Origin of the sequence: Lysinibacillus sp. JNUCC 51 (assembly GCF_015999525.1) — a bacterium.
GTDB classification, from domain to species: domain Bacteria; phylum Bacillota; class Bacilli; order Bacillales_A; family Planococcaceae; genus Lysinibacillus; species Lysinibacillus xylanilyticus.
This window is the reverse complement of sequence record NZ_CP065545.1, coordinates 3,016,802-3,042,565: the sequence shown is the minus strand read 5'-3', so window position 1 is coordinate 3,042,565 and position 25,764 is coordinate 3,016,802. Positions and strand designations below refer to the sequence as shown.

General features: G+C 39.3%; 21 protein-coding genes. 2 read left to right on the top strand and 19 right to left on the bottom strand.

Going from position 1 to position 25,764, the window contains the following annotated elements; translation table 11 throughout:
- Window positions 1–72: 72 nt before the first annotated feature.
- The 4 genes from JNUCC51_RS14675 to pcrB form a co-directional block, all read right to left on the bottom strand.
- Window positions 73–1,206, bottom strand: coding sequence for a CamS family sex pheromone protein (locus JNUCC51_RS14675; RefSeq protein ID WP_337988667.1), 1,134 nt, complete (start codon window positions 1,204–1,206; stop codon window positions 73–75).
- 144 nt (window positions 1,207–1,350) lie between these two features.
- Window positions 1,351–3,357 (bottom strand): NAD-dependent DNA ligase LigA, encoded by a 2,007-nt coding sequence (gene ligA / locus JNUCC51_RS14670; protein ID WP_337988666.1) that lies wholly within the window; start codon window positions 3,355–3,357, stop codon window positions 1,351–1,353.
- Between the two features lie 14 nt (window positions 3,358–3,371).
- Window positions 3,372–5,624, bottom strand: a complete 2,253-nt coding sequence (gene pcrA, locus JNUCC51_RS14665) for a DNA helicase PcrA (protein ID WP_337988665.1) — start codon at window positions 5,622–5,624, stop codon at window positions 3,372–3,374.
- 164 nt (window positions 5,625–5,788) lie between these two features.
- Complete coding sequence (pcrB, locus tag JNUCC51_RS14660) at window positions 5,789–6,478, bottom strand: heptaprenylglyceryl phosphate synthase (protein WP_049668782.1); 690 nt, start codon at window positions 6,476–6,478, stop codon at window positions 5,789–5,791.
- Window positions 6,479–6,664: 186 nt separating this feature from the next.
- Between pcrB and JNUCC51_RS14655 the strand changes: the two genes are divergently transcribed.
- Window positions 6,665–7,995, top strand: a protein-coding gene (locus JNUCC51_RS14655; RefSeq protein WP_337988626.1) for an IS3 family transposase whose coding sequence is annotated in 2 segments (ribosomal slippage) — window positions 6,665–7,046 and window positions 7,046–7,995 — 1,332 coding nt in all. Because the reading frame shifts where the segments join, the coding sequence is not laid out codon by codon here.
- A 61-nt stretch (window positions 7,996–8,056) separates the two neighbouring features.
- Here JNUCC51_RS14655 and JNUCC51_RS14650 read toward each other — a convergent pair.
- Genes JNUCC51_RS14650 through JNUCC51_RS14640 form a run of 3 tightly spaced genes read right to left on the bottom strand, consistent with a single transcriptional unit; the run spans window position 8,057 to window position 11,219 of the window.
- A complete protein-coding gene (locus tag JNUCC51_RS14650) occupies window positions 8,057–8,377 on the bottom strand; it encodes a YerC/YecD family TrpR-related protein (protein ID WP_004225717.1) in 321 nt (106 codons plus the stop codon).
- A 15-nt stretch (window positions 8,378–8,392) separates the two neighbouring features.
- Window positions 8,393–9,448: a DUF3048 domain-containing protein gene (locus tag JNUCC51_RS14645; protein WP_443136954.1), complete on the bottom strand. Its 1,056-nt coding sequence runs from the start codon at window positions 9,446–9,448 to the stop codon at window positions 8,393–8,395.
- Window positions 9,449–9,497: 49 nt separating this feature from the next.
- Complete coding sequence (locus tag JNUCC51_RS14640) at window positions 9,498–11,219, bottom strand: adenine deaminase C-terminal domain-containing protein (protein ID WP_337988664.1); 1,722 nt, start codon at window positions 11,217–11,219, stop codon at window positions 9,498–9,500.
- A 202-nt stretch (window positions 11,220–11,421) separates the two neighbouring features.
- Here JNUCC51_RS14640 and JNUCC51_RS14635 point away from each other — a divergent pair, with 202 nt between their 5' ends.
- Entirely contained in the window at window positions 11,422–11,877 is a 456-nt protein-coding gene (locus JNUCC51_RS14635; protein WP_337988663.1) for a hypothetical protein, read from the top strand.
- A gap of 379 nt (window positions 11,878–12,256) precedes the next feature.
- On the opposite strand, the gene purD is transcribed toward JNUCC51_RS14635, so the two are convergent.
- The 12 genes from purD to purE form a co-directional block, all read right to left on the bottom strand.
- A complete protein-coding gene (gene purD / locus JNUCC51_RS14630) occupies window positions 12,257–13,513 on the bottom strand; it encodes a phosphoribosylamine--glycine ligase (protein ID WP_337988662.1) in 1,257 nt (418 codons plus the stop codon).
- A gap of 68 nt (window positions 13,514–13,581) precedes the next feature.
- A complete protein-coding gene (gene purH / locus JNUCC51_RS14625; protein WP_268637223.1) occupies window positions 13,582–15,108 on the bottom strand; it encodes a bifunctional phosphoribosylaminoimidazolecarboxamide formyltransferase/IMP cyclohydrolase in 1,527 nt (508 codons plus the stop codon).
- A 460-nt stretch (window positions 15,109–15,568) separates the two neighbouring features.
- Window positions 15,569–16,138 (bottom strand): phosphoribosylglycinamide formyltransferase, encoded by a 570-nt coding sequence (gene purN / locus JNUCC51_RS14620; protein WP_337988661.1) that lies wholly within the window; start codon window positions 16,136–16,138, stop codon window positions 15,569–15,571.
- Complete coding sequence (gene purM / locus JNUCC51_RS14615; protein ID WP_337988660.1) at window positions 16,138–17,193, bottom strand: phosphoribosylformylglycinamidine cyclo-ligase; 1,056 nt, start codon at window positions 17,191–17,193, stop codon at window positions 16,138–16,140. Before purM ends, purN begins: the two co-directional genes overlap by 1 nt.
- Before the next feature lie 86 nt (window positions 17,194–17,279).
- Window positions 17,280–18,704, bottom strand: a complete 1,425-nt coding sequence (gene purF / locus JNUCC51_RS14610) for an amidophosphoribosyltransferase (RefSeq protein ID WP_337988659.1) — start codon at window positions 18,702–18,704, stop codon at window positions 17,280–17,282.
- The gene (gene purL / locus JNUCC51_RS14605; RefSeq protein WP_337988658.1) at window positions 18,680–20,914 is read right to left on the bottom strand and encodes a phosphoribosylformylglycinamidine synthase subunit PurL; all 2,235 of its coding nucleotides are present in this window, start codon (window positions 20,912–20,914) and stop codon (window positions 18,680–18,682) included. Before purL ends, purF begins: the two co-directional genes overlap by 25 nt.
- Window positions 20,901–21,584 carry a phosphoribosylformylglycinamidine synthase subunit PurQ gene (gene purQ / locus JNUCC51_RS14600; RefSeq protein WP_337988657.1) on the bottom strand — a complete coding sequence of 228 codons (684 nt, stop codon included), beginning with the start codon at window positions 21,582–21,584 and terminating at the stop codon, window positions 20,901–20,903. Before purQ ends, purL begins: the two co-directional genes overlap by 14 nt.
- 2 nt (window positions 21,585–21,586) lie before the next feature.
- The gene (gene purS, locus JNUCC51_RS14595; protein WP_049668772.1) at window positions 21,587–21,835 is read right to left on the bottom strand and encodes a phosphoribosylformylglycinamidine synthase subunit PurS; all 249 of its coding nucleotides are present in this window, start codon (window positions 21,833–21,835) and stop codon (window positions 21,587–21,589) included.
- 2 nt (window positions 21,836–21,837) lie between these two features.
- Complete coding sequence (gene purC / locus JNUCC51_RS14590) at window positions 21,838–22,548, bottom strand: phosphoribosylaminoimidazolesuccinocarboxamide synthase (RefSeq protein ID WP_337988656.1); 711 nt, start codon at window positions 22,546–22,548, stop codon at window positions 21,838–21,840.
- 98 nt (window positions 22,549–22,646) lie between these two features.
- Window positions 22,647–23,942 (bottom strand): adenylosuccinate lyase, encoded by a 1,296-nt coding sequence (gene purB / locus JNUCC51_RS14585; RefSeq protein WP_337988655.1) that lies wholly within the window; start codon window positions 23,940–23,942, stop codon window positions 22,647–22,649.
- A 13-nt stretch (window positions 23,943–23,955) separates the two neighbouring features.
- Window positions 23,956–25,080, bottom strand: coding sequence for a 5-(carboxyamino)imidazole ribonucleotide synthase (gene purK, locus JNUCC51_RS14580; RefSeq protein WP_337988654.1), 1,125 nt, complete (start codon window positions 25,078–25,080; stop codon window positions 23,956–23,958).
- Window positions 25,077–25,565 (bottom strand): 5-(carboxyamino)imidazole ribonucleotide mutase, encoded by a 489-nt coding sequence (gene purE, locus JNUCC51_RS14575; protein WP_337988653.1) that lies wholly within the window; start codon window positions 25,563–25,565, stop codon window positions 25,077–25,079. Before purE ends, purK begins: the two co-directional genes overlap by 4 nt.
- Between the last annotated feature and the right edge of the window lie 199 nt (window positions 25,566–25,764).

Sequence of the window (25,764 nt, the reverse complement as noted above, 5' to 3'; positions counted from 1 at the left end):
TGATTTCTTACAACGAACAAATCTCATTTTTCTTCCAAAAAAAAATATAGTCAGCACGTGGCTGACTATAAATTAATAGATATGGACGTATGGTTCCTTTTCGCCGGAATTCTTTACGATTAATGCCTCTGGACCGTTTATTGAGGTAATATTTACTTCAACATTGATGTTATCAAATTGATTGATTAGAACACCTGTTAAATATTGAGTAAACCCTATAATTTCAGACTTGCCGTAGAATTGGATAGGCACTTCAATTGTTAACTTTTGAATTTTTTTATCTTTGTAGAAGCCTGTTCCTATTACACTAGTATAGTTAGAAAAGTATTTATCTATATCTTGTTTAAAATTCTTAAAGTTATTGCTAACATCTCGGTATACATCTTGTGATTCACTAGTTGGGAATAGAACATATTCCTCGTCAATACCTTTCCAATCAGCTACGTCGTTTTGTCCTGCTTTTGCTACGCCATAGCTAAAATACGTTCCTGGAATAATGTCATTGCGAGCTTTTTGTTTAAACAAGCCTACTACAATCGGTATATCTTTTAATTCATCTTGAGCTCTTAGGCGGGACACAATTTCAGCGGCCATTTTCTTTCCTTGCTCAACGAGTTTTGCCTCCTCAATTGGCTTCTCGTAGTACTCCCCATATTTTTCTTTTTGATAGTAATAAATAGAGTTTAAGGAAAGTCCTATCGAAATACCGCCTAATTTTACTTTGTTATCACTAGTTTTTGTTAAATAATTTTGCTCAACAATATGTGATAAATAGATTGGAGCCTTTGTTGCACGTTCTTCTGCTGGCATTGAGTCCGTCGTTGGAGGATTTAAACCATCCTTCGTTTGTGAACTACGTGCAAGCCAATCTTTCACTGTGCTTTCCGCTAAATATTGCCCCTCTTGGAAGAAGTAGTTTTCTGTATCAAACTCATTTTGAGAAAGACGCATTAAACCTGTTTCAACTTCCTTCATATCATATTTTGTAAAAATATTTGAAACTACTAATCCTCTGCTAGCACTTTGTTTGTAAGGAGTTAGCGTTCTATAATATGATTCATCAATCTGTAAGCTTGGAATAATTGTTGTTTCCGCTTTTTCCTGTTGCGTCTCCTGTGTAAGCTCTGTTTCCTTCTTATTAGAAGGCACACAGCCGACTAGCATTGCAGCAGCGACAATTGCTGGAATGAGTCGAAATGACTTCATTATCTTAGTACTCCTTTACTGAAATTAAAATTCTGCTTAACGAATTGTTCACACCACCTATGGACCGAAAAAGACATATACATCTATCTACTTTCCATCAAGTGGCTAGGACAATTCAGCATACTTTAACTATAATATTTTCCATTATTGTACGAGGTTAAATTGTTCGATCAGGCTGTCTTCATTCCAAACTTCAATACCTAATTGCTCGGCTTTTGTTAGTTTAGAACCCGCATCAGCTCCTGCAATGACAAGATCCGTTTTTTTGCTGACACTGCCTGTAACAATACCGCCTAACTCTTCTATTTTCGCCTTTGCTTCGTTACGTGTCAATTGCTCAAGTTTACCAGTTAATACGATTGTTTTACCTGCAAACGGATTATCCCCTACAGTTACCTCAATCTTTTTACCTTTATACGTCATATTTACGCCTACTTCAGCAAGGCGCCCAATGACTGCACGAGCATCCTCATTTGAAAAATACTCGACAAGTGATGAAGCCATTTTATCGCCGATTTCATGAATCGCCACTAGTTGCTCCTCTGTTGTTGCCATCACCGCTTCCATCGTTCCAAACTCCTCTGAAACAATTTTTGCTGCTTTTTCACCAACATGTCGTATCCCTAATCCAATTAGTAAACGCTCCATCGAATTTTCCTTGGAAGCCTGAATAGCATTGACTAAATTCGTCGCTGATTTTTCTCCCATACGCTCAAGCTCGACAAGCTGTTCTACAGTTAAGTGATACAGATCAGAGATATCATGAATTAAATCTGCACGTAATAATTGCTCAACGACTTTATCACCAAGACCGTCAATATTCATAGCATTACGCGATACGAAATATTTAATGCTCTCCGCAATTTGTGCAAAGCATGCTGGATTTACACAACGTAATGCCACTTCACCTTCAATACGAATAAGTTCGCTATCACAAACAGGACAATTTTCAGGCATTACATATGGCACTGAGTCCTCAGGGCGCTGCTCCAATATTACACCTACAACTTGTGGAATAATATCTCCAGCTTTTCGGATAATGACCGTATCTCCTAGTCGAATATCTTTCTCTCGAATTAAATCCTCATTGTGTAATGATGCACGTTGAACCGTTGTACCCGCTACTAGAACAGGCGATAAAATAGCAGTTGGTGTAACAACACCTGTACGCCCAACCGTTAAATCAATATCAAGTAATGTTGTCACTACTTCCTCTGCAGGAAATTTATAGGCAATTGCCCAACGTGGACTCTTTGCTGTATAACCAAGCTCATCTTGTTGCGCATAGCGATCCACCTTAATAACAATACCGTCAATTTCATAGGCTAAATTCGGACGGTTTTCAGTCCATTTTTCGATAAAGGCTAGTACATCTTCAATCGTTGAGCAGCGTTGACGCTCTTTGTTTGATGGGAAACCTAGTCCCTCTAAATAATCGAGCATCTCTGCATGACCGTCAATACCATATGCCTCGCCATCTCCCCCGATTGCATAAATGAAAGTTGATAGCTGACGACTCGCTGCTATTTTAGGATCTAACTGGCGTAAAGAACCAGCAGCTGCATTTCTCGGATTAGCAAATAACTCTTCTCCATTTTCAGCACGTAGGGTATTTAATTTTTCAAATGATTTTTTAGGCATATACGCCTCACCACGTACTTCAATTGTAAGTGGTTCCTTCAATCGAAGAGGTATTGCCCGAATCGTTTTTAAATTTGCTGTAATATCTTCCCCGACAACACCGTCTCCTCGCGTTGCTCCTTGTACAAAAACGCCATTTTCGTATTTTAATGAAATGGCAAGACCATCAATTTTCAGCTCGCAAACATAGGAAAAGTTATCACCGATTGCTTGACGCACTTTACGGTCAAATTCACGTAAGTCTTCTTCATTAAAAGCGTTTGAAAGACTTAGCATAGGGTAATCGTGAGTTACTTTTTTAAAACCTTCTACCACAGCTCCACCAACACGCTGTGTAGGTGAATCTGGGTAAATGAGTGACGGATTCGCTTCCTCTAATGCAATAAGCTCATGTAATAATTGGTCATAAACACTATCTGCTACGACAGGTTTATCTAACACGTAATAGGCATGACCGTATTCGTGTAATAATTTATTTAACTCCACAACGCGCTGTTCGATTTCGTTCATTTAAGTTCCCCCGCTTACCCTTTTTCAATAGGTGCAAATTGTGCTAGTAATCGCTTAATACCAATAGGTTGTGGAAAGGCAATATCTAGCTCTGTACTATCACCCTCACCTTTTACACTAACAACCATACCTGTTCCCCATTTTTTATGGATCGCTTTGTCTCCAGCCTTCCAGCCAAATTGATCTCCACCAGTTGTTTGTAAACGAGCTGTTGCAGGCTGAGTTTTCTGAACCGCTCCAAGTGTACGTTTTTGATAGCTACCTGCTGAACGATTACTAGAGGCAAACGGAACCTCAGGCTTCGAGCCACCTTTAGATATTGACTCTGTAATATCCTCCGAAATTTCACCTAAGAAACGTGACACATTGTTATAGCTAGAACGACCAAAAATCGTACGACTTTGTGCACTCGTTAAATATAAACGTTCCTCGGCACGCGTCACGCCGACATACATCAATCGTCTTTCTTCTTCCATTTCATCCATATCATCAAGTGAACGAGAATGCGGGAAGATATTTTCCTCCATTCCAATGATAAAGACAATAGGGAATTCTAAGCCCTTTGCGGCATGCATCGTCATTAAAATAATGTTGCCCTTCGAAGCGTCCTCTTTATCAAGTGCATCAATATCTGCAATTAGAGCTAAATCTGTTAAAAAGGCGATTAAGCTTTTATCATCACTACGCTCTTCAAAAGCCTTTGTTACTGATAAAAACTCTTCAATATTTTCTAAGCGACTTTCCGCTTCAATCGTCTTTTCGTTTTGTAGCATTGCGCGATAACCAGATTTGTCAATGACCTGCTCTACAATTTCTGTCACTGATAAATATTCTTGCATCTCTGTAAAGCCTTTAATCATTGCATAAAATTGATCAGCTGAATTAGCAGCCTTCCCTGAAAGACCCATGAATACAAGATCATTCATAGCATCAAAAATAGAGCGATCCTGTTCAATCGCATAACGAGCCATTTTTTCAAAGGAAGTTGCACCTATACTACGCTTTGGCTCATTAATAATACGAGCGAGTGATAAATCATCATCATTATTGGCAATAAGGCGCAAGTATGCAAGTAAATCCTTAATCTCTTTACGATCATAGAACTTAGTACCACCAACTATTTGATAAGCCATATTGGACTTAACAAGCACTTCTTCCATCACACGGGACTGAGCATTTGTACGATATAGTATCGCAAAGTCATCAAATGTACGATCTTCTTTTTGAATAAGCTGTTGGATTGTTTGTACAACGAATTGCGCTTCCTCTTGCTCGTTATACGCTTTGTACAACACAATTTTTTCACCTTCTGCATTTTCTGTACGCAGTTCTTTTGGATAACGTGTTGTATTATTTTGAATGACGTCATTTGCCGCTTGTAGGATGCGTTTTGTTGAACGATAATTTTGCTCAAGCATAATGGCCTTGGCATTCGGATAATCCTTTTCGAATGAAAGAATATTGCCAATATCTGCACCACGCCAACGATAAATCGATTGGTCTGAATCACCTACAACACAAATATTTTTAAATTTCTTAGCAAGCAACTGAACGAGTAAATATTGGGATTTATTCGTATCTTGATATTCATCTACATGAATATATTGGAATTTATTTTGATAGTATTCAAGCACTTCTGGTACGCGGTTGAATAATGTAATAGTTGTCATGATTAAATCATCAAAATCGAGTGACTGATTGCGACGTAGTCTTTTTTCATAACCTTGATAAACACGGGCAATCGTTTTTTCGTAAGGATTATTTTCATTGATTTGACTTGCATAATCGTCCGCAGTTTTACATTCGTTTTTTGCTGAACTAATCGCATTTAAAATCGCACGAGGCTCAAAACGCTTAGTATCAATATTTTCATCCTTCATAACATTTTTAATAACTGATAGTTGGTCAGTAGAATCTAAAATTGAAAAGTTACGTGATATCCCAAGCTGATCAATATTACGTCGTAAAATACGCACACACATTGAGTGGAATGTCGATACCCACATACTATCGCCAGTTCCGTTACCAAGAATGCCATCAATACGCTCACGCATTTCACGTGCAGCTTTATTTGTAAATGTGATTGCTAAAATCTTTGATGGGTATACTTCTTTTTCGATTACTAAGTATGCTATACGATGTGTTAATACACGTGTCTTCCCTGATCCAGCACCAGCCATAATAAGAAGCGGTCCCTCAGTTGTTTTGACCGCATTTTCCTGCTCAGGGTTCATACCTGCTAATAAGTTTTTCGTTAACTGCTCCATTTTGCACCGCCTTACAAACGTTTATTTATCAATTATGCCTCGGCATAATTGCGTCCGGAATCGGCTTTGTGCTTGCACAAAGAACTCCTTTCCGATTCCGTGACATCCGCCGGAGGCTTTAACTTCTTTCAGAAGGTGTTTGGACACCTTCTGAAAAAGTTAAATTATATATTATTTTTTACAGCCTTAACAGTCGCAAGTGCAGCTTTTAAATCTTCGTAAATAATATTACCAACTACTACTGTATCTGCATATTTTGCCATTTCTGCTGCTTGCTGAGCTGATGTAATGCCACCACCGTAAAACAGTCGAGTATTTTTCAGTTCATTTTTCACAGCACTTACAACTTCAATATCTCCATAAGTACCGCTATACTCTACATAAAATACAGGTAGTCTAAAGAAATTTTCAGCCAAACGTGCGTAAGCAACGACATCATCAATGGATAAATCAGTTTTCGCATTCGTTACTTCCGCTACTTTACAATCCGGATTTAAAATGCAATAACCTTCAGCGACTAATTCATCCCATACCATAATATCTCCATATTCTTTAATGGCTTCATGGTGTAAATTTTTAATCCACTTTGGATCATCACTATTCAACACGGTTGGAATGAAATAATAGTCATAACCTGGTGTTACCGAATCAATCGCAGAAATTTCAAGCGCTATTGGTACTTCAAAACGTCTTACACGAACAAGTAAATCTAATACACCGTCTAAAGTTACACCGTCTGTTCCACCAACTATAATAACATCTGTACCTGATTCACAAATTTTTTCTAGTGCCTCATCTGAAATATCTTTAGCTGGGTCTAGCTTGAACACATGTCTCCATTCTAAATAATCCATCTATTTTTACCACCTATCATTTTCTATCTATTCGTTTACAAGTATAGCTTATGACTGTCTACAAAAAAATGAAAAAGACTGGGTAAAAACTTAAACTGTACCCTATAAGATAGACACTTTGAAAAAAGTCTATCCTATAGGGTACTTTTGTTTATAATGAGAAAAAAGATGTTGAGGTAGAGTGAAATGACCAAAAGATATTTTACGAAAATAGAACTAGAACAACTAAAATGTAATCCAAATGTGCATGCAGTTAGTGAAAAAGCTATCACATATACTGACGAATTTAAACGTCATTTTATTGCGGAAAATGAAAAAGGTAAATTCCCAAGAGAAATTTTTGAAAATGCGGGTTTAGATGTTGAATTAATCGGTATAAAACGTATAGAATCTTCAGGCAAACGTTGGCGAGCTTCTTATCGTAAAACAGGTGTAGAAGGTTTACAAGATACACGTAAAACAAATTCAGGTAGACCATCTGAAAAAGAATTAACACTAGAAGAAAAATTGAAGCGATTAGAAGCGAGAAATCGATTACTTGAAGCAGAGAATGAATTGTTAAAAAAGGTCGATCTACTCGAAAGGCAGATGTTGAAGAAGAAATAAAAATCGCTACAACACTAAAATTTGAACTCATCTATCACACGATAAAAAAGTATAAATTAAAGCGTTTAGTCAGCTATCTATGTGATGTGATGGATGTATCTCGGTCTGGCTATTACAATTATTTTTCAGAAAAATCAGCGCAGAAGCGTATGGCACAAGAACAAGGAGATGAAGTGGTAAAGGAAATCATTTTAAAGGCGTATCATTTCCGAGGGCGAAAAAAAGGAGCACGTCAAATTAAAATGACGTTAGAAAATCAATATGGAATTACGTACAATCTGAAACGTATTCGCCGCGTGATGAAAAAATATCAGATTATCTGCCCGATTCGAAAAGCGAATCCAGCTCGACGTATGGCAAAAGCAACAAAAGAACATCGTACGTGCCCAAATGAATTACAACGCAACTTTAAACAGGGTGTGGCCGGAAAAGTGTTACTGACGGATATCACCTATTTAACGTATGGAAGCAGTAAACGCGCTTATTTATCAACGATTAAAGACGCTGAAACGAATGAAATTTTAGCGTATGAAGTGTCGTCTTCATTAAGTATTGATATTGCCCTCAATACACTTCATCAATTGAAGAAACACCGCCATTTAACAGAAGATGCATTTATTCATTCAGATCAAGGATTCCATTATACGAATCCGCAATTCCAGAAACTTGTGAAGAAAATGGGACTAGGGCAATCGATGTCACGCCGAGGAAACTGTTGGGATAACGCCCCCCAAGAATCCTTCTTCGGTCATTTTAAAGATGAAACCAACCTGAAAGCGTGCGAAACATTAGAAGAAGTAAAACGAGAAGTGAAAAGTTATATGATGTATTACAACCATTATAGAGGGCAATGGAACTTGAAAAAGCTGCCGCCTGCAAAATACAGACAGCAGCTTCAAAAGATTGCCTAGCTTTTTTTCAAAATGTCCTTTACAAAGGGTACACTTTAACTCTACCCAGCCTCTTTACCTACTATTCTTTTGGTGCTTGAAACGGCTTTTCATCTGGATACAAACGACCTAACATTTCATCATATGTATCATTCCCATAATCAAAGCAACGACGTACACGCGAAATAGTTGCTGTACTTGCACCTGTTTCCTTTTTAATGGATTCGTAGGTTTTCTTTAAACGTAGTAAATGAGCAACCTCAAAGCGTTGTGCCAACGATTGAATTTCACTAATCGTACATAAATCATCAAAAAATTTATAACATTCTTCGATATCTTTCAGCTCTAACACTGCTTTAAATAATTGATCTGTTTGATGCCCTCGAATTTTTTCGATTTGCATGCAATTTTCCTCCCTTTAAGGCTGCGTTTTCACCATTGCTTGTAACCCTGGTGAAGTTGGTACGAAATTAACCCAAGACTTCCCTGGTACTAGCTTCACAAGCTCCCCAGACTCTTCTACAGCCATTGGTATCCCATCAATATCAGCCCATTTGACTTCTCTCATATAGCCATTTTGAAATACATACGCATTTCCACCAGAAGTTAAATCAATTTCTTGGCGCCCCTCATTATCAATCGTTCGATGTTTCATTTCAAAAAATAGAACATTTGAAAATGATAATGTATCACCTGTTAAAATATCCTTTGTGTCAACGCCAGCCGATTGTCGTCCATAACGATTACTTTGCTTATCATACAAATACGAATTATGGAAATCCTCACTATTTCCGTAGTAAATGTCAACTCGACTTGTTTCATTGCCTATTTTACCACGTTCATCGGGTTCATAAAAAGCCTCACGTACTTTTTCATGGTAACTCATTGAAGCGCCTACTTTTTTCGCTCCATTTAATATATTTTCAGACGTAATATACGAATTGTGTGGAGCAACACGGTCTTTTGAACGTTTAAAAAGTATGCCATCATATTCCATACCATTTATATTGTCGACTACATTATTATCAAGCATCGATTTTGCCTCTGGGCTATAACCATGTGCTACGTAAAATGCATCAAAGCCTTTCGCAAGATCAACAAAATAAGATCGAGCACTACGAACAGGCCCTACATTTTCTGGCAGTTCACTTTGATAAACTGCTAATAAACGCGTAACATCACCTTCTGCCAGCATTTCATAAATGATATCAGCCGCTTCTATTCCTGATTGTGGACGTGCTTTCGGATGATTATTAACGGTAACAATAATTGGGCGTTGCGTAATTTCTTCCTTTACAGCTTCACCTGTTAACGGAGCAACATATGCCGCTTCTTGAACAGGCTCTTCAATAGCAGTTCCATCGTCAACCTTGTTTGTTTCATCTTCCTTCACTTCCGAAGATTCATTTGAACATCCTCCTATTAATAAGGTGCTAAAAGCCATTGCGATAAATAGTTTCTTCGATTTGAACACAAGCATTACTCTCCTTTTATCGATTACATCAACCATAGGAAAACTTCAATTAGCGCATCACTGCTGGTAATAATAACTTATTCTTCATAACATCAAAAATCCCTTTTGGCGTTATACGGATATATGGTAAATGTGTCGATTGTAAGAATAGTAAAGAATAAATTGCATCTCCTAAGTGGTATCCACGATCCGCTAATGCTTGTTTTAAGAACTTCTCTTTTTCTGCTAGCTCCTTAACATCTCCATCATATAAAAAACCGCCAATTGTTAAAGGAACGGTAGCAATTACTTCGCCTTTTTCAACAAGGACAATACCCCCACGCATTGCCTTCATTTCTTCAAAGGCTTTGATCATATCGTCTTTATTTTTTCCGATTAGTAGAATATCGCCTGTATTTGAATAAGATGAGGCAAATCCTTGAACACTAGTAGCAAAACCTTTAATCATCGTGTTAACATGCCAATTGCCATCTCTATTCATGAGCATTAAATAACATTCATCATGATCTGCAAGCTGACCTTCTCTAGTAATTAATGAGTTATATGGTTTCGTAATAACATCATTGACCAACTCAATTCCAAATGGCATCGAGAATTGAAAATCATGAGACGTTAATGAAAAATCTAAGTCAAATTTAGGTAACGCTGAATAATCAATTTCAGCAAGTTTTTGCACTTGCTCTCCATCGCGTTTTAGCCAAACTCCCTTCGAAAGTACACTCTCAGGAACTGGATGCCATTCATCTTGTAAAATATTAAGGGAGGCAAATCGACCCGTTGCTATAAAGCCATGTAAGTTGGACATATTATAATAACGTGCAACATTGTAAGAAGCCATTTGATAAGCGTCTATTGGTGCTACACCTGCATCTAAGGCTACTTGAATACATTTATCCATCACACCATCCTCATGAAAAGCAGGTGGTGAGCCATCCGTTGTCATCATTAAATGACCAAAAATAGGTAGCTCTTTTTCGACTATCCCCTTTAATAGATCTGGTAAGTCTGGACGTATTGAAGAATGACGCAGCGTTACAGCATATCCTTGCATTATACGTCGCTCTACTTCTTCCACTGTCATAGCTTCATGGTCACCATCTGCACCAAGTATCTTCATACGTGCTAAAGTTCGTTCTGATGCACCAGGGAAGTGTCCTTCAATTTTTTTCCCATAGCCCTTAGCCATTTGCATACGATAGAGCATTTGGTCATCTCCATGTAACAGCCTCGGCCAGCCCGTTAATTCTCCTCCAAGTAAAACATCATCTCGTTCCAACCATTCTAAAATGGACGTATTAGAAAAAATCTCTTCCTCCTGTTCCATTTCAGTTTGCGAATCAAAACGAGTCCACCAATAAAATGAAAACGGTAGCTTTTTCAAATTATCCAATATTGAAAACGCTTTCTTATTTTCTAAAGATAAAACGAAGCTTAAATTGTCTGAAATAAAAGTTGTCGTTCCTAGTTGTCCACAAAAATCAGCAAATGATTGCGGATGGTATAACTGGAACGGATGAACATGTGGCTCAATATATCCTGGTACAATTGTTTTATTCGTACAATCGACCACCTCTGTTCCTTCTAATAACGGAGGCATTCTGTCACCAGCATAGACAATACGATCTCCTAAAATCCAAATGTTCCCTACTACCCACTGTTTGAGCATGCTATGTAAATAACGTGCATTTTTTAATACAATATCCGGTGCCTTTTTACCATCTATTACAGCTAATTGCTGACGTAATTCTGTAATTTTCCATACTGGATCCATTCTATTCGCTCCTTCCTAAATTACGTAAAATTTCATTGTGTAAATCCTACGTGAAATCACATACTACTACTGCATAAACGCTTTTTTTCATAAAATTAATGCTTTATGCAATCATCTTGTTTCAATCGTAACACAGCACTTTCATAAAGCAAAGTGCACCCCGCTTTATTTTTTCCACAATGACTAAAGGAGGAAATATTATATGATGCACGAAACAAATTTAAACGAAAAAAATGCCTTTTGTCGCTTTGCAATGGGTGTAAGTTTAACGGCATTCGGTATCGCTAAAGTCTCAAGAAATCCTGAATGTACGAAAGGTCGATTGATGATTGCATTTGGTGCCTTTAAAATGGCTGAGGGTATCTTTAAGTATTGCCCAACTAAAGCTTTACTGAGCTCTTGTATGGAGAGTGCTATGAGCAACAACGACAACAACAGCAATAGCACCGGCAACTCTTCTATGCAAAGTATGTTCAGCGGCCAAAATTCTATGTCATCTGAACAAATCGATAAACTCATGAAGGATTTCTCCTCTGCTATTTCTGGAAATACGTCAGGATCAAATGCAACTGCATCAAAGCAATCTGACTCCAGCACTTCAAATCAAAATTCCTCAGAAAGTAAAAGTTCTACAAATAAAGCACAAAATCCTTCTTAGTCAAAGGAGCCGTCTCAACTGTATTGTTGAGACGGCTTTCACCCTTTTTAATCCTACGTTTGAAAACAATAAGAAGTTTCACTGCATGACAAAAATAATTAATTATAGTGACCATCACCATAGCGAGGGGTTGATTTCCGTTCCAGCTGGGCGATTTGTTGCTGTCGCTTCGCTTTCGCGCAGAGCAGAGCTTCCTGGGGGCGTTCGATGAGCCGCTTCGCTTCGCTGCAGGGTCTCGGGCCAACACGATGTTGGTCACGAAGGCGTTATCACAGGACGTGATGCTTTTAGCCTTCGTTCCTTCCTCTAATCGCTTTGCTCCAAGGACTCATCTGTGACGCTGCGAGAATGTCTACAACTTTTATCAGTTACACAACTACTACTTAAACGTACGCCAGCCGATATCTTTACGATAGAAGAATTTATCCCATTTTTCAGTTGCAATGCCAGCGTATACTTTTTCTTGTGCTTCTTTTAAAGTAGATGCCTTTGCGCCAACTAATAATACTCGTCCACCGTTCCCAACAAAGTTCTCATCTACAAGCTTTGTACCTGCATGGAATACTGCGTGTGAAGCTGATAATGAATCTAGGTTAGGTAATGTATTTCCTTTTTCAACGTCTCCAGGATAACCTTCTGCAGCTATAACCACACCAAGCATTGCTTCTTTAGACCATTGTAGATCGAATGGCTTTTCATCCATTAGTGCCATCATAAATTCACCAAAGTCAGATGCCATACGTGGTAAAACTACTTGCGTTTCTGGATCTCCAAAGCGTGCATTAAACTCAATCACTTTCGGACCATTTTTCGTTAAAATTAATCCGGCATATAAAATCCCTGTAAACGATACACCATCTGTCTCCATACCCTTTACCGTTGGCTCAACAATTGTTTGATAAGCAACGTCCACTACTTCTTGTGAAATTTGAGGTACTGGTGAATAGGCTCCCATACCACCTGTATTTGGTCCTTTATCGCCATCATAAGCACGTTTATGGTCTTGAGCAATGACCATTGGATAAATCTGACCTTTATGGACAAATGACATAAAGGAGAATTCTTCTCCGTCCAGGAATTCTTCAATGACAACACGAGAAGATGATTCACCAAAACGTTGGTTTCCAATCATATCCTCTACGGCTTCGATTGCTTCATCTTCAGTCATTGCTACAACTACACCTTTACCAGCTGCTAAACCATCTGCTTTGATAACGATTGGTGCACCTTGCTCTTTAATATAAGCTATAGCCTTTGCAGCTTCAGTAAACGTTTCATGGGCTGCTGTTGGGATATTATATTTATTCATAATTTCTTTCGCATATGATTTACTGCTTTCGATTTGTGCTGCTGACTTTGTTGGACCAAATACTCGTAAACCACGAGCAGTAAAGAAATCAACTATGCCTTCAGCAAGTGGTTGCTCAGGTCCTACAAAGGTTAAATCTACTGCATTTTCTTTTGCAAATTGGGCAAGACCTGCAAAATCCATAGTATCAATAGTAACGATTTCCGCATCGCCCCTCATGCCATCATTACCAGGTGCTACAAATACTTTATTAACAGATGGTGAAATACTAAATTGTTTGGCGATAGCATGCTCTCGACCGCCGCTTCCAATAACTAATACTTTCATTTTTGGGAATCCTCCTTTTTGTGCGTAAGACCGAGATGTTGCCCATCTCGGTCTAGTTTTTGGATATTTTAGTGCTTGAAATGACGTACGCCAGTAAATACCATCGCAATGCCGTATTCATTAGCTTTATCGATTGAATCCTGATCTTTGATAGAGCCACCCGGTTGAATAATGGCTGTAATACCAGCCGCTGCAGCTGCTTCTACAGTATCGCTCATTGGGAAGAATGCATCTGATGCTAGCGCTGCACCTTTTGCTTTTTCGCCTGCTTGCTCAAATGCAATTTTAGCTGCTCCAACTCGGTTCATTTGACCAGCACCAACGCCAAGTGTCATTTGAGAATCTGTAACAACGATCGCGTTAGATTTAACGTGCTTCACAACTGCCCAGCCAAGTTGTAATGCTTCCCATTCTTGTGCTGTCGGTTCACGGTCTGTGACAACTTTAATATCTGCATTAGAAAACCCATAGCGATCTGGTTCTTGTACAAGAAGACCACCTTCGACTGATACAACATTGAATTTGTCTTGTTTTGCTTGCTCGAAAGGAATTGTTAATAAGCGAATATTTTTCTTCTTCGTTAAAATATCAAGTGCTTCTTGAGAGAAAGCAGGTGCAATGATAATTTCTAAAAATATATGGCTTAATTTTTCAGCAGTTGCTGCATCTACTTCCATATTTAAAGCAATAATACCACCGAAAATAGACGTTGGATCTGCTTCATACGCTTTATCAAACGCTTCTTCTAATGTTGCGCCAGTTCCAACACCACAAGGGTTCATGTGCTTTACAGCTACTGCTGCAGGCATTTCGAACTCTTTGACAATTTGTAATGCGGCATTCCCGTCTTGAATATTGTTGTATGATAATTCTTTACCATGTAATTGCGTAGCATAAGCTAATGAAAAATCAGAGCCTAGACGTTTTTGATAGAACGCTGCTTTTTGATGAGGATTTTCACCATAGCGTAAGTTTTGTTTTAATTCATATGTCATTGTTAAGCTTTCTGGAAACTCTTCTTCTGTTAAGTAGTTTGATATATATGAATCATAAGCGGCTGTGTGACGGAAAACTTTTGCAGCTAACTTACGACGTGTTTCTATTGTCGTTGCACCATTTGCTTTAAGTTCTTCTAATACGTTCGCATAGTCATTGCTATCCACAATTACTGTTACATATTGATGGTTTTTTGCTGCAGAACGTAACATTGTTGGACCACCGATATCAATGTTTTCGATAGCGTCATCCCAAGTTACATTAGGCTTTGAAATTGTTTCAACAAACGGGTAAAGATTGACACAAACAATCTCAATTGGCTCAATTCCATGCTCATTCATTTGCGCTTGATGAGAAGCATCGTCAAACTTTCCTAATAGTCCACCGTGAATCATTGGATTTAAAGTTTTTACACGACCATCTAAAATTTCAGGGAATTTAGTTACTTCATCTACTGCTGTTACGGCAACATTATTGTCTTGTAACATTTTTTTCGTACCACCAGTTGATAAAATTTCATAACCTAATGCTACTAGTTCCTTAGCAAATTCTAAAATACCATCTTTATTGGAAACACTGATTAATGCACGTTTTGTCACAACAATATCCTCCTAATTTTTGGGATCACCACCAGAACGTGTAGTTGATTTCCGTTCCGGCTGGGCGCTTTGTAGCTGTCGCTTTGCTTTCGCTACATGAAAACATTTGCCGCTGACGCTTCGCTTTCGCGCAGAGCAGAGCTTCCTGGGGGCGTCCGATGAGCCGCTTCACTCGCGATGCTCGTTCCAGGGTCTCGGGCCAACACGATGTTGGTCACGAAGGCGTTATCACAGGATGTGATGGTTTTAGCCTTCGTTCCTCTATTCGCTAATCCCCAAGGAGTCGCCCAGCCTCCACTCCAATCAACTTATTTTCATAGTAGACGTTTTAACAAAAGTCATCCACAACTTTTGGTGATGAACCAATTTTCATCGTGTTTGCCACGAATATGTCTTGCTATTATTGATAGAGTAGAGTTAGGCTGTATTGTTCCAGTAGACCTAACTCCTCACCACTGAATTACTTTAATAATTGCTGTAAAGCTTTTGTATATAGTCCATGCTCTTCTTTATGAATAGCCATTTCTGTTGCCTCACGGTCACCTTCAACAACTTGAACTGCCGATTGGGCAATAATTGGCCCTGTGTCCATACCTTCATCTACAAAATGGACGGTTACACCCGTAATCTTAACTCCGTGTTCCATCGCTTGACCAATAGCATCCTTCCCAGGGAAAGCCGGTAATAATGAAGGATGAATATTCACAATGCGCTGTGGGTATGCAGTTAGTAATACTTTACTAATTAAGCGCATATAACCTGCAAGCACAATCCATTCTACATGACATTTATGGAGAGCCTCGATAATAGCAGTCTCGTAATCTGCTTTTGAAGAAAACTCTTTCGGACTTAAAGCTAGCACTGGAATATTATAGTTCTCAGCACGTGTCACTACAAATGCACTAGGCTTGTCTGTGACAACAAGTTCAATCTTTGCATGTAGTTCACCACGTTCAATAGCCTCTTGAATAGCTTGAAAGTTACTGCCGCTACCTGAAGCAAAAACGGCAATTTTAGTTGGTGCCGTCATTACACTAAGCTCCCATCATGTGAGCCATTGAATACAACACCCTCGCCTTTCACAACGCGACCGATTTTGTATGCTTTTTCACCATTCGCTTCTACAGTAGCAAGTACTTTATCTACTTCATCAGCTGGTACAGCTAACACGAAGCCAATACCCATGTTGAAGACATTGTATAAATCCTTGTCCTCTAACTGGCCTTTTTCTTTTAAAAACTCAAAAATACGTAAGACAGGCCAAGACCCTAAGTCAATTTCAGTTGCTAAACCTTCTGGCATCATACGTGGTAGGTTTTCATAAAAACCACCGCCAGTTACATGTGCACAGCCATGAACGTCTGCTGCTTTTAAAGCTGCAAGTACAGGTTTCGCATATAATTTTGTTGGTACTAACAAGGCTTCCCCGATAGGACCAAGATCCTCGTAGCCTTCCACAATCGAATCAACTGCGTAATGATTATCTGCAAAAACAATTTTTCGCACTAATGAGTAACCGTTTGAATGTACCCCACTTGAAGCAATACCAACAAGCACGTCACCCTCTACGATTTTCTCGCCTGTTACGATGGCTGATTTTTCACAAGCTCCTACTGCAAAACCAGCTAAATCATACTCATCTTCATCATAAAGACCTGGCATCTCTGCAGTTTCTCCACCGATTAATGCCGCACCAGATTGCACACAGCCATCTGCAACACCCTTTACAATTTGCTCAATTTTCGCTGGCTCTGCCTTGCCAAGGGCTACATAATCTAAAAAGTACAATGGTTCAGCACCTTGCGCTACGATATCATTGACACACATCGCTACACAGTCCACACCAATCGTGTCGTGCTTGTCCACCATAAACGCTAGCTTTAGCTTTGTCCCAACACCATCTGTACCTGAAATAAGAACAGGTTCCTTAAGATTTAGTTCTGACAAGTCAAACATACCGCCAAAACCACCAAACGTGCCCATCACACCTAGACGGTTTGTTCGTTCAACGTGAGACTTCATTCGTTTTACGGCTTCGTAGCCTGCTTCAATATTTACACCTGCTTGTTCATATGCTTTTGACACGCAGAGTTCCTCCTTATCATCCAAATCGCCTTGGCACATCTGAATCTAGATTTGTTATCATCGCTAGACGTGTTTAGATGTTTTTCTTAACGTAATAGTTCTTTTTCGTGCGGTAAGATTGTATCTGGGAAAATTTCTGTTGGATATTTACCTGTAAAGCACGCTAGGCATAATCCTCGGTTTTCATCTTCATATGGTCTTGCAATCGTCTCCACCATACCCTCAACGGAAAGGAATGTTAGTGAATCGGCTCCTATAGCATCACGTATTTCATCTACATTGTGGCTAGATGCAATCAATTCTTCATGTGTTGAAGTATCAATACCGTAATAGCAAGGATCTGTCATCGGTGGTGAAGAAATGACAACATGTACTTCTGCAGCCCCTGCATCTTTTAACATTTTTACAATACGTCTTGAAGTTGTACCGCGAACGATTGAATCGTCCACCATCACTACACGTTTACCTTTTACGACTTGAACAACTGGAGAAAGCTTCATTTTCACACCGCGTTCACGTAATTCCTGTGTCGGTTGGATAAATGTACGACCTACATAACGGTTTTTAATAAGACCTAGTTCATACGGAATGCCACTTTCTTCTGCAAAGCCGATTGCTGCTGAAATACTTGAATCAGGCACACCTGTTACAACATCAGCTTCAATATGTGCACATTCACGAGCAAGCTGTTTGCCCATACGTTTACGCGCCATGTGGACGTTAATACCATCAATATCAGAATCAGGACGTGCTAAATAAACGTACTCCATCGCGCACATTGCACGTTTATCCATATCTACAAAACGATCAGATTTTACACCCTCATCGTTAATAATTAATAACTCACCAGGTTCAACAGATCGAACAAATTCTGCACCTATTAAATCAAATGCACAAGTTTCAGAGGCTACAACCCAGCCATCTCCTAGCTTCCCAAGAGATAATGGACGTAAACCATGTGGATCACGTGCAACAAGCATTTCATCTTTAGTCATAATTAAGACCGAATACGCACCCTTTAATAACGATAGGGCATTTTTCACCTTCGCACGGAATGGTGAATGCGAGCTTTTCTTAATAAGATGCGCTAGCACTTCAGTATCGGAGCTAGAATGGAAAATGCTCCCTTGGCGCTCTAAATACTGTTTTAAGTGTGTCGCATTGACTAAATTACCGTTATGAGCAATTGAAAGGCTACCAGTTGAGGAGTGGAATAATAACGGCTGTACATTTTCTATACCGCCACCTCCAGCAGTCGTATAACGGACATGAGCAATTGCTGCTTTTCCATCCACTGCCTTTAATTTCTCTTCGTTGAAAACATCATTAACTAGTCCTTCGCCTTTCACCGCGCGAAGATGCTGACCGTCAGAAACGACGATCCCAGCACCTTCTTGACCACGGTGTTGAAGAGCATGAAGCCCGTAATAACTAAGGTGTGCTGGATTTGAGTTGCCCCAAATACCAAACACCCCACATTCTTCGTTTAAGCCTCTGAGTTCAGCAAGCATGGGATTGCTCCTTTCCAATTAGAACGGAATTCCTCCACTGTACCTTCTACAAGCACACCGTTGTCACCGTTGATTTTAACAAGCGCATCGTTTGTTACGACACCGATTTTCTTTGCGTCTTTTACCATTTCTACAAATGTAGCTGCATTTTCTTCTTTCACAGTCACAACAAAACGAGATTGTGTTTCACTGAATAATGCTGTTGTAGCAGAGCCTGTTAATGTCACATCAAGACCTAAGCCATTTGCGCTAAATGTTGTTTCAGCAAGCGCAACTGCAAGTCCACCTTCTGCTACATCATGTGCAGATTGTACGATTCCAGCTTTAATCGCTTTAAGCAATGCTTCTTGACGTGCAGCCTCAATCTGTAGGTCAATAGCTGGTGCTTTCCCTGAAATAACCCCATTATTTAATAACTTTTGAAGCTCCGAACCACCGAACTCAGTATTCGTATCGCCGATCACAAATACTACATCACCAGCAGCTTTTACTTCTTGAGTTGTCACATGTGCTAAATCTTCAATTAGTCCAACCATACCGATAGTCGGTGTTGGGTAAACCGCTTCACCAGAACGCTCGTTATAAAGAGATACATTACCGCCGATTACTGGTGAATTCAGTGCTGTACAAGCAGCTGAAATACCATCAGCTGATTTTTCAATTTGCCAGAAGATTTCTGGTTTCTCAGGATTACCGAAGTTTAAGCAGTCAGTAATCGCTAATGGTGTACCACCTGAGGCTACGATATTACGAGCCGCCTCTGCTACAGCAATGGCACCGCCTACCTCTGGATCTAGGAAAATATAACGAGAGTTACAGTCTGTAGTCATCGCTAATCCTTTGTTCGTACCACGAACGCGGATTACTGCTGCATCCGAACCTGGTGCAACGACTGTTGATGTACGAACTTGATAATCATATTGATCGTAAACCCACTCTTTTGAAGCAACTGTTGGTGCTTTTAAAAGTGCATTTAATGTTTCTTTATAATCAGTTACCACTGGTTCTGTGTTTTCCATCGCCTGGAACTCAGCATAGTAAGCAGGCTCCGTAGATGGCTTATGATAAACTGGTGCATCTTCTGCAAGTGCATCAGCAGGTACTTCAGCTACAACTTCGCCATTATGTAAAAGGCGTAGCATTTTATCATCCGTCACGCGACCAATTGCCACAGCATCTAAATCGTATTTATCGAAAATCGCTTTAATTTCATCTTCGCGACCTTTTTTCACAACAAGTAGCATACGCTCCTGAGATTCAGATAGCATCATTTCATATGCTGTCATCCCTGTCTCACGTTGAGGTACTAAGTCTAAGTTCATTTCTACACCAGAACCAGCTTTAGAAGCCATTTCTGCCGATGAAGAAGTAAGACCAGCAGCCCCCATATCTTGAATACCTACTAACGCGTCCGATTTTACAACTTCTAAACATGCTTCAAGTAAAAGTTTCTCCATAAATGGATCTCCTACTTGTACTGCTGGACGTTGATTCTCAGATTCTTCTGTTAACTCTTCAGATGCAAATGTTGCACCATGGATACCGTCACGACCTGTTTTAGCCCCCACATACATTACTGTATTCCCTACACCAGCTGCGATTCCACGTTGAATATCTTTGTGGTCAATTAAACCTACACACATTGCATTCACTAGTGGGTTGCCTTCATAGCAAGGATCAAATTGAATCTCGCCACCGACTGTAGGAATCCCGATACAGTTACCGTAACCTGCGATACCAGCAACTACTTCTTCAAATAAATATTTACCACGTGCTGATTTTAATTCGCCAAAGCGTAGTGAGTTTAGCATCGCAATTGGACGTGCACCCATTGAGAATACGTCACGGATAATACCACCAACTCCTGTAGCAGCACCTTGATAAGGCTCAATTGCTGATGGATGGTTATGTGATTCCATTTTAAATACAACTGCTTGTTCATCACCAATATCTACGATACCAGCACCTTCACCTGGACCTTGTAAAACTTGTGGACCCTTTGTAGGGAATTTACGTAACACTGGTTTTGAATTTTTGTATGAGCAGTGCTCAGACCACATTACGGAGAAAAGACCTGTCTCTGTCCAGTTTGGTAGACGTTTTAAAATACCTTCTACCATTGCAAATTCTTCGTCTGACATCCCCATACCAGCGTATAGCTTTTGCTCCTTAATTTGCTGTGCTGTTGGCTCAAACTTAGTTGTTGACATGATTTTCCCTCCACTGCTTCACAATTGATTTAAATACTGCTAGACCGTCTGCTCCGCCCACCAATGCATCAACAGCTCGTTCTGGGTGAGGCATCATACCTAGTACATTGCCGCGCTCGTTTATAATCCCTGCGATATCTTCTAAAGAACCGTTTGGATTTTCTCCTGAATATGTGAACACGATTTGATTATTATCTTTTAGTTGTTGTAAAGTTTCCTCGTCACAGTAATAGTTACCTTCACCATGTGCGATTGGAATATTGATAATTTGACCTTGCTCATATTGGTTTGTGAATAATGTATTATTGTTTTCAACTTTAAGCTGGATTGTACGGCACATGAATTTCAAATTTTTGTTACGAAGTAATGCACCTGGTAATAAACCTGCTTCAGTTAAGATTTGGAATCCATTACATACTCCTAATACTGGCTTACCAGCATCTGCTGCTTTCTTGACCTCTGCCATAATATTAGATTGGTTTGCCATCGCACCACAGCGAAGATAATCCCCGTATGAGAAGCCTCCTGGTACTAAAATGCCATCAAATCCACTTAAATCTGTTGCTGTATGCCATACATATTCTACTTCTTCACCTAGCTCGTCTTTAATCGCATGATACATATCGATATCACAGTTAGACCCAGGGAAAACGAGTACTGCGAATTTCATGATTAGTTAGCCTCCTCGACTTCGTAGCGGTAGTCTTCGATTACAACGTTAGTTAAAACCTTTTCACACATTTCTTTTACTAGAGTATCAATATCACGTTCTGTATCTTTAATTACTAGTTCAAGATATTTACCGATACGTAAATCTTCTACTTCAGCGTAACCCATTTTCACTAAGGAACCTTGTACAGCTGAACCTTGTGGATCAAGAATGCTCTCACGTAATGTTACGTAAATTTTAACTTTTTTCATTGTTATTTGCCTCCGAGTCTAGAAAGTATAATAGTATAAACTTCAGTTAAATTACCAAGGTCTCTACGAAAGACATCTTTGTCTAACTTTTGCTTTGTAGTTGCGTCCCAAAGTCTGCATGTATCTGGTGATATTTCATCTGCCAGTAGTACATTTCCATCGTTGTCACGTCCGAACTCTAATTTAAAGTCAATTAGTGTAACGTTCACATCTGAAAATATAGGTTGCAAAACTTTGTTTACTACAAGTGCACCATCATAAATGGCTGTCACTTCTTCAGGTGTTGCAAGATCAAGTACGTCAATATGCTCCGTAGTAATGAGCGGATCGCCTAGCTCGTCGTCTTTATAATAAAACTCAACGATTGGGCGTTTTAATGGTGTACCTTCCTCAATGCCAAGACGTTTAGCTAAACTACCTGCCGCTATATTACGAACTACGACCTCAATTGGAATAATCTCAACCTTTTTTACAAGCTGCTGCGTATCAGATAATTGTTTTACGAAATGTGACGCAATTCCGTTTGCTTGTAATTTTTCGAAAATTAAAGAGGTAATGCGATTATTTAATACGCCTTTGCCTTCAATTTCTTCTTTTTTCTCACCATTAAACGCTGTTGCACTATCCTTGTATTCAACGAGTAACACATCTGGCTCCTCTGTTGTATACAATTTTTTTGCTTTACCTTCATACAAAAGTTGACCTTTAGTCATTTCGTTACTCCCCCTGATATTATGAAATACACGCGTATTGTTCAGAATTGAATCGTACGTATACGATTCAATTCTGTAACATCCGCTAGTGACTCTACTTAGTTAAGTCCTAGACGCTCAAAAATCATATCTACATGTTGTAAATGGTAGTTGTAGTCAAAGCAATCATCTAGCTCTTCTTTCGTTAAATACGATGTAATTTTTTCACTTGCATCGACTAACGTACGGAACTGAACTTGCTCGTCCCACGCCTGCATCGCTAAAGGTTGTACTGTATCATACGCTTCTTCACGCACTAACCCTTTATCGATAAGTGCTAATAAGATACGTTGAGAATAAATTAAACCAAAAGTGCGACCCATATTCCGTTTCATGTTTTCAGGGAATACTGTTAAGTTTTTCACAATGTTACCGAAGCGGTTTAACATATAGTTAAGTGTAATCGTTGCATCCGGTAAAATAACGCGCTCTGCAGATGAATGTGAAATATCACGTTCATGCCATAATGCTACGTTTTCATAAGCCGTTACCATATAGCCACGCATTAAACGTGACATACCAACCATGTTTTCAGACCCGATTGGATTACGTTTATGAGGCATCGCTGATGAGCCTTTTTGACCTTTTGCAAATGCTTCTTCAACTTCACGCGTTTCAGATTTTTGCAGGCCGCGAATCTCTGTTGCAAATTTCTCAATTGATGTTGCGATTAATGCCAACGCCCCTAAATATTGAGCATGACGATCACGTTGTAAAGTTTGAGTTGAAATAGGTGATGCTGTTAATCCTAATTTATCGCATACATATTGCTCAACTTTAGGATCGATATTGGCATATGTTCCAACTGCTCCAGACATTTTTCCTGTTTCAATTACTTTTGCCGCCGCTTCAAAGCGTTCTAGGTTACGCTTCATTTCTTCATACCATAAACCTAGTTTTAAACCGAAAGTTGTTGGTTCAGCATGAACACCGTGTGTACGTCCCATCATAACCGTATGCTTATGTTCTTTCGCTTTTGCAGCAATAATATCAATGAAATTCACGATGTCTTTGCGTAAAATATCATTCGCTTGTTTAATCAAATAAGAAAGAGCAGTATCAACTACGTCCGTAGAAGTTAAACCATAGTGCACCCATTTTCGCTCATCACCAAGTGTTTCAGATACGGCACGAGTAAATGCTACAACATCATGACGTGTTTCTTTCTCAATCTCTAAAATACGATTAACATCAAATGAAGCATTTTCACGAATTTTAACTACATCCTCTTTCGGAATGTCTCCAATTTCCGCCCAAGCTTCACATGCTAAAATTTCAACTTCTAGCCAAGCTTGATATTTATTTTGTTCTGTCCAAATTGCGCCCATTTCGGGTCTTGTGTAACGTTCGATCATTGCGTTTCTCCTTCTATTCTGACCAAATGCCAGAACTCTCGATTTGTTGTAGTGTTTTTTCTAAGTTTTTTGTCATAATCGTTACGTGGCCCATCTTACGGTTCACCTTAGCTTCAGCTTTCCCATAAAGATGTATTGACCATTCAGGATATTTAGCAATTGAGTTACTAAGTGGCATGACATGCTGCCCTAAAACATTTACCATAATAGATGGTGCCCAAAGTTGTGGTTTACATAATGGCCAACCACAAACAGCACGTATATGCTGGTGGAACTGTGAAACGTTACATGCTTCTATAGAATAGTGACCTGAATTATGAGGTCTTGGTGCTAATTCATTAATAACGATTCCACCATCTTCTAATACAAACATTTCTACAGCTAATGTCCCTACTAAATTTAGATAATCAGCAATTTTAAAGGCTTCCCGCTCTGCAGCCAATGATGTTTCCTCTTTTATACGAGCTGGTACGATCGTTTCATGTAAAATATGATGAACATGAATATTTTCTCCAACTGGCTGACAATATGATTCACCATTACCGTTTCTTTGAACAATAACAGATACCTCTTTAACGAAAGGTACAAATCCCTCAACAATACATTGTGAATGAGAGAAAAGCCCTTTTGCTAACGGTAGGTCTTCTGCAGATTTTAAAAGCTGCTGCCCCTTGCCATCGTAGCCACCTCTTGCTGTTTTGACTATACAAGGATAACTAATCCTGTCGATATTGGCTAGTAATTCTTCATATGTATTTACAACCAAATAAGGGGCTACCGGACAACCTGCGTTCACAATCGCTTCTTTCTCAGTCACTCGGTCTTGTGTGATGCGTACTAGCTCTGCTCCTTGTGGGACGTAAGCCATTTGTGATAAACGTTTTAAGCCTTCATAATCGATATTTTCAAATTCATACGTTATAACGTCACTTACCTCGGCAAGCTCTTCTAAAGCTGCCTCATCATCATATGGGGCTACAATACGTACATCCGCAACCTGGCCACCTGGTGAATCCATTGATGGTTCAAGAACGGCAATTTTAAAGCCTGCTTCTTTAGCAGCAAGTGCCATCATACGGCCAAGCTGCCCTCCTCCGATAATGCCTATCGTCTGCCCTGGATAAATTATTTTCGTCACACTAAGTCACCTGTGCTTTCCAGTACTTGTTGTTTTGTGGCTTCACGTCTAGCATCTAGTTTATTAGCAAGCTCTGCATCTGTTGTCGATAAAATTTGCGCTGCAAGCAAGCCTGCATTCGTCGCTCCCGCTTTGCCAATTGCTACTGTTGCTACAGGTACACCACCAGGCATTTGAACGATTGATAATAAAGAATCAAGACCGTTAAGAGCACGGGATTGCACAGGTACACCGATTACCGGTAATGTTGTTTTAGCTGCTACCATTCCAGGTAAATGCGCAGCTCCACCTGCTCCTGCAATAATTACTTGAATACCTCGTCCACGTGCTGATTCTGCATACTCAAACATTAAATCAGGAGTACGATGTGCAGATACAACCTTTTTCTCATACGGTACCTCTAATTCATCTAAAATATCACATGCATGTTTCATTGTTTCCCAGTCACTTGAACTCCCCATAATGACACCGATTTTCGGATTCATGATTGTCGCTCCTTTTTAACGTTAGAAAAATGATCAAATATATTATAGCTACTACAATTCTTTACTTTTTCTTTTTATAACAAAGAAAATCCTCAAATAAACTACTCCCTACCATACACGTGAAAGCAGTTTACTTGAGGACTTATTATGAAAAGAATATGCAAATGTACATTTCTGCACACAAACCTTCTCGTAACAT

Bases quoted from the DNA above. Each gene is read 5' to 3' on its own strand.
- pcrA (WP_337988665.1), bottom strand. From the start codon at position 5,624: ATGGAGCAGTTAACGAAAAACTTATTAGCAGGTATGAACCCTGAGCAG.
- pcrB (WP_049668782.1), bottom strand. From the start codon at position 6,478: ATGGATTATTTAGAATGGAGACATGTGTTCAAGCTAGACCCAGCTAAA.
- purL (WP_337988658.1), bottom strand. From the start codon at position 20,914: ATGTCAACAACTAAGTTTGAGCCAACAGCACAGCAAATTAAGGAGCAA.
- JNUCC51_RS14635 (WP_337988663.1), top strand. From the start codon at position 11,422: ATGATGCACGAAACAAATTTAAACGAAAAAAATGCCTTTTGTCGCTTT.
- ligA (WP_337988666.1), bottom strand. From the start codon at position 3,357: ATGAACGAAATCGAACAGCGCGTTGTGGAGTTAAATAAATTATTACAC.
- purS (WP_049668772.1), bottom strand. From the start codon at position 21,835: ATGAAAAAAGTTAAAATTTACGTAACATTACGTGAGAGCATTCTTGAT.
- purD (WP_337988662.1), bottom strand. From the start codon at position 13,513: ATGAAAGTATTAGTTATTGGAAGCGGCGGTCGAGAGCATGCTATCGCC.
- JNUCC51_RS14675 (WP_337988667.1), bottom strand. From the start codon at position 1,206: ATGAAGTCATTTCGACTCATTCCAGCAATTGTCGCTGCTGCAATGCTA.
- purN (WP_337988661.1), bottom strand. From the start codon at position 16,138: ATGACGGCACCAACTAAAATTGCCGTTTTTGCTTCAGGTAGCGGCAGT.
- purF (WP_337988659.1), bottom strand. From the start codon at position 18,704: ATGCTTGCTGAACTCAGAGGCTTAAACGAAGAATGTGGGGTGTTTGGT.
- purE (WP_337988653.1), bottom strand. From the start codon at position 25,565: ATGAATCCGAAAATCGGTGTCATTATGGGGAGTTCAAGTGACTGGGAA.
- purQ (WP_337988657.1), bottom strand. From the start codon at position 21,584: ATGAAATTCGCAGTACTCGTTTTCCCTGGGTCTAACTGTGATATCGAT.
- purB (WP_337988655.1), bottom strand. From the start codon at position 23,942: ATGATCGAACGTTACACAAGACCCGAAATGGGCGCAATTTGGACAGAA.
- JNUCC51_RS14640 (WP_337988664.1), bottom strand. From the start codon at position 11,219: ATGGATCCAGTATGGAAAATTACAGAATTACGTCAGCAATTAGCTGTA.
- JNUCC51_RS14650 (WP_004225717.1), bottom strand. From the start codon at position 8,377: ATGCAAATCGAAAAAATTCGAGGGCATCAAACAGATCAATTATTTAAA.
- purC (WP_337988656.1), bottom strand. From the start codon at position 22,548: ATGACTAAAGGTCAACTTTTGTATGAAGGTAAAGCAAAAAAATTGTAT.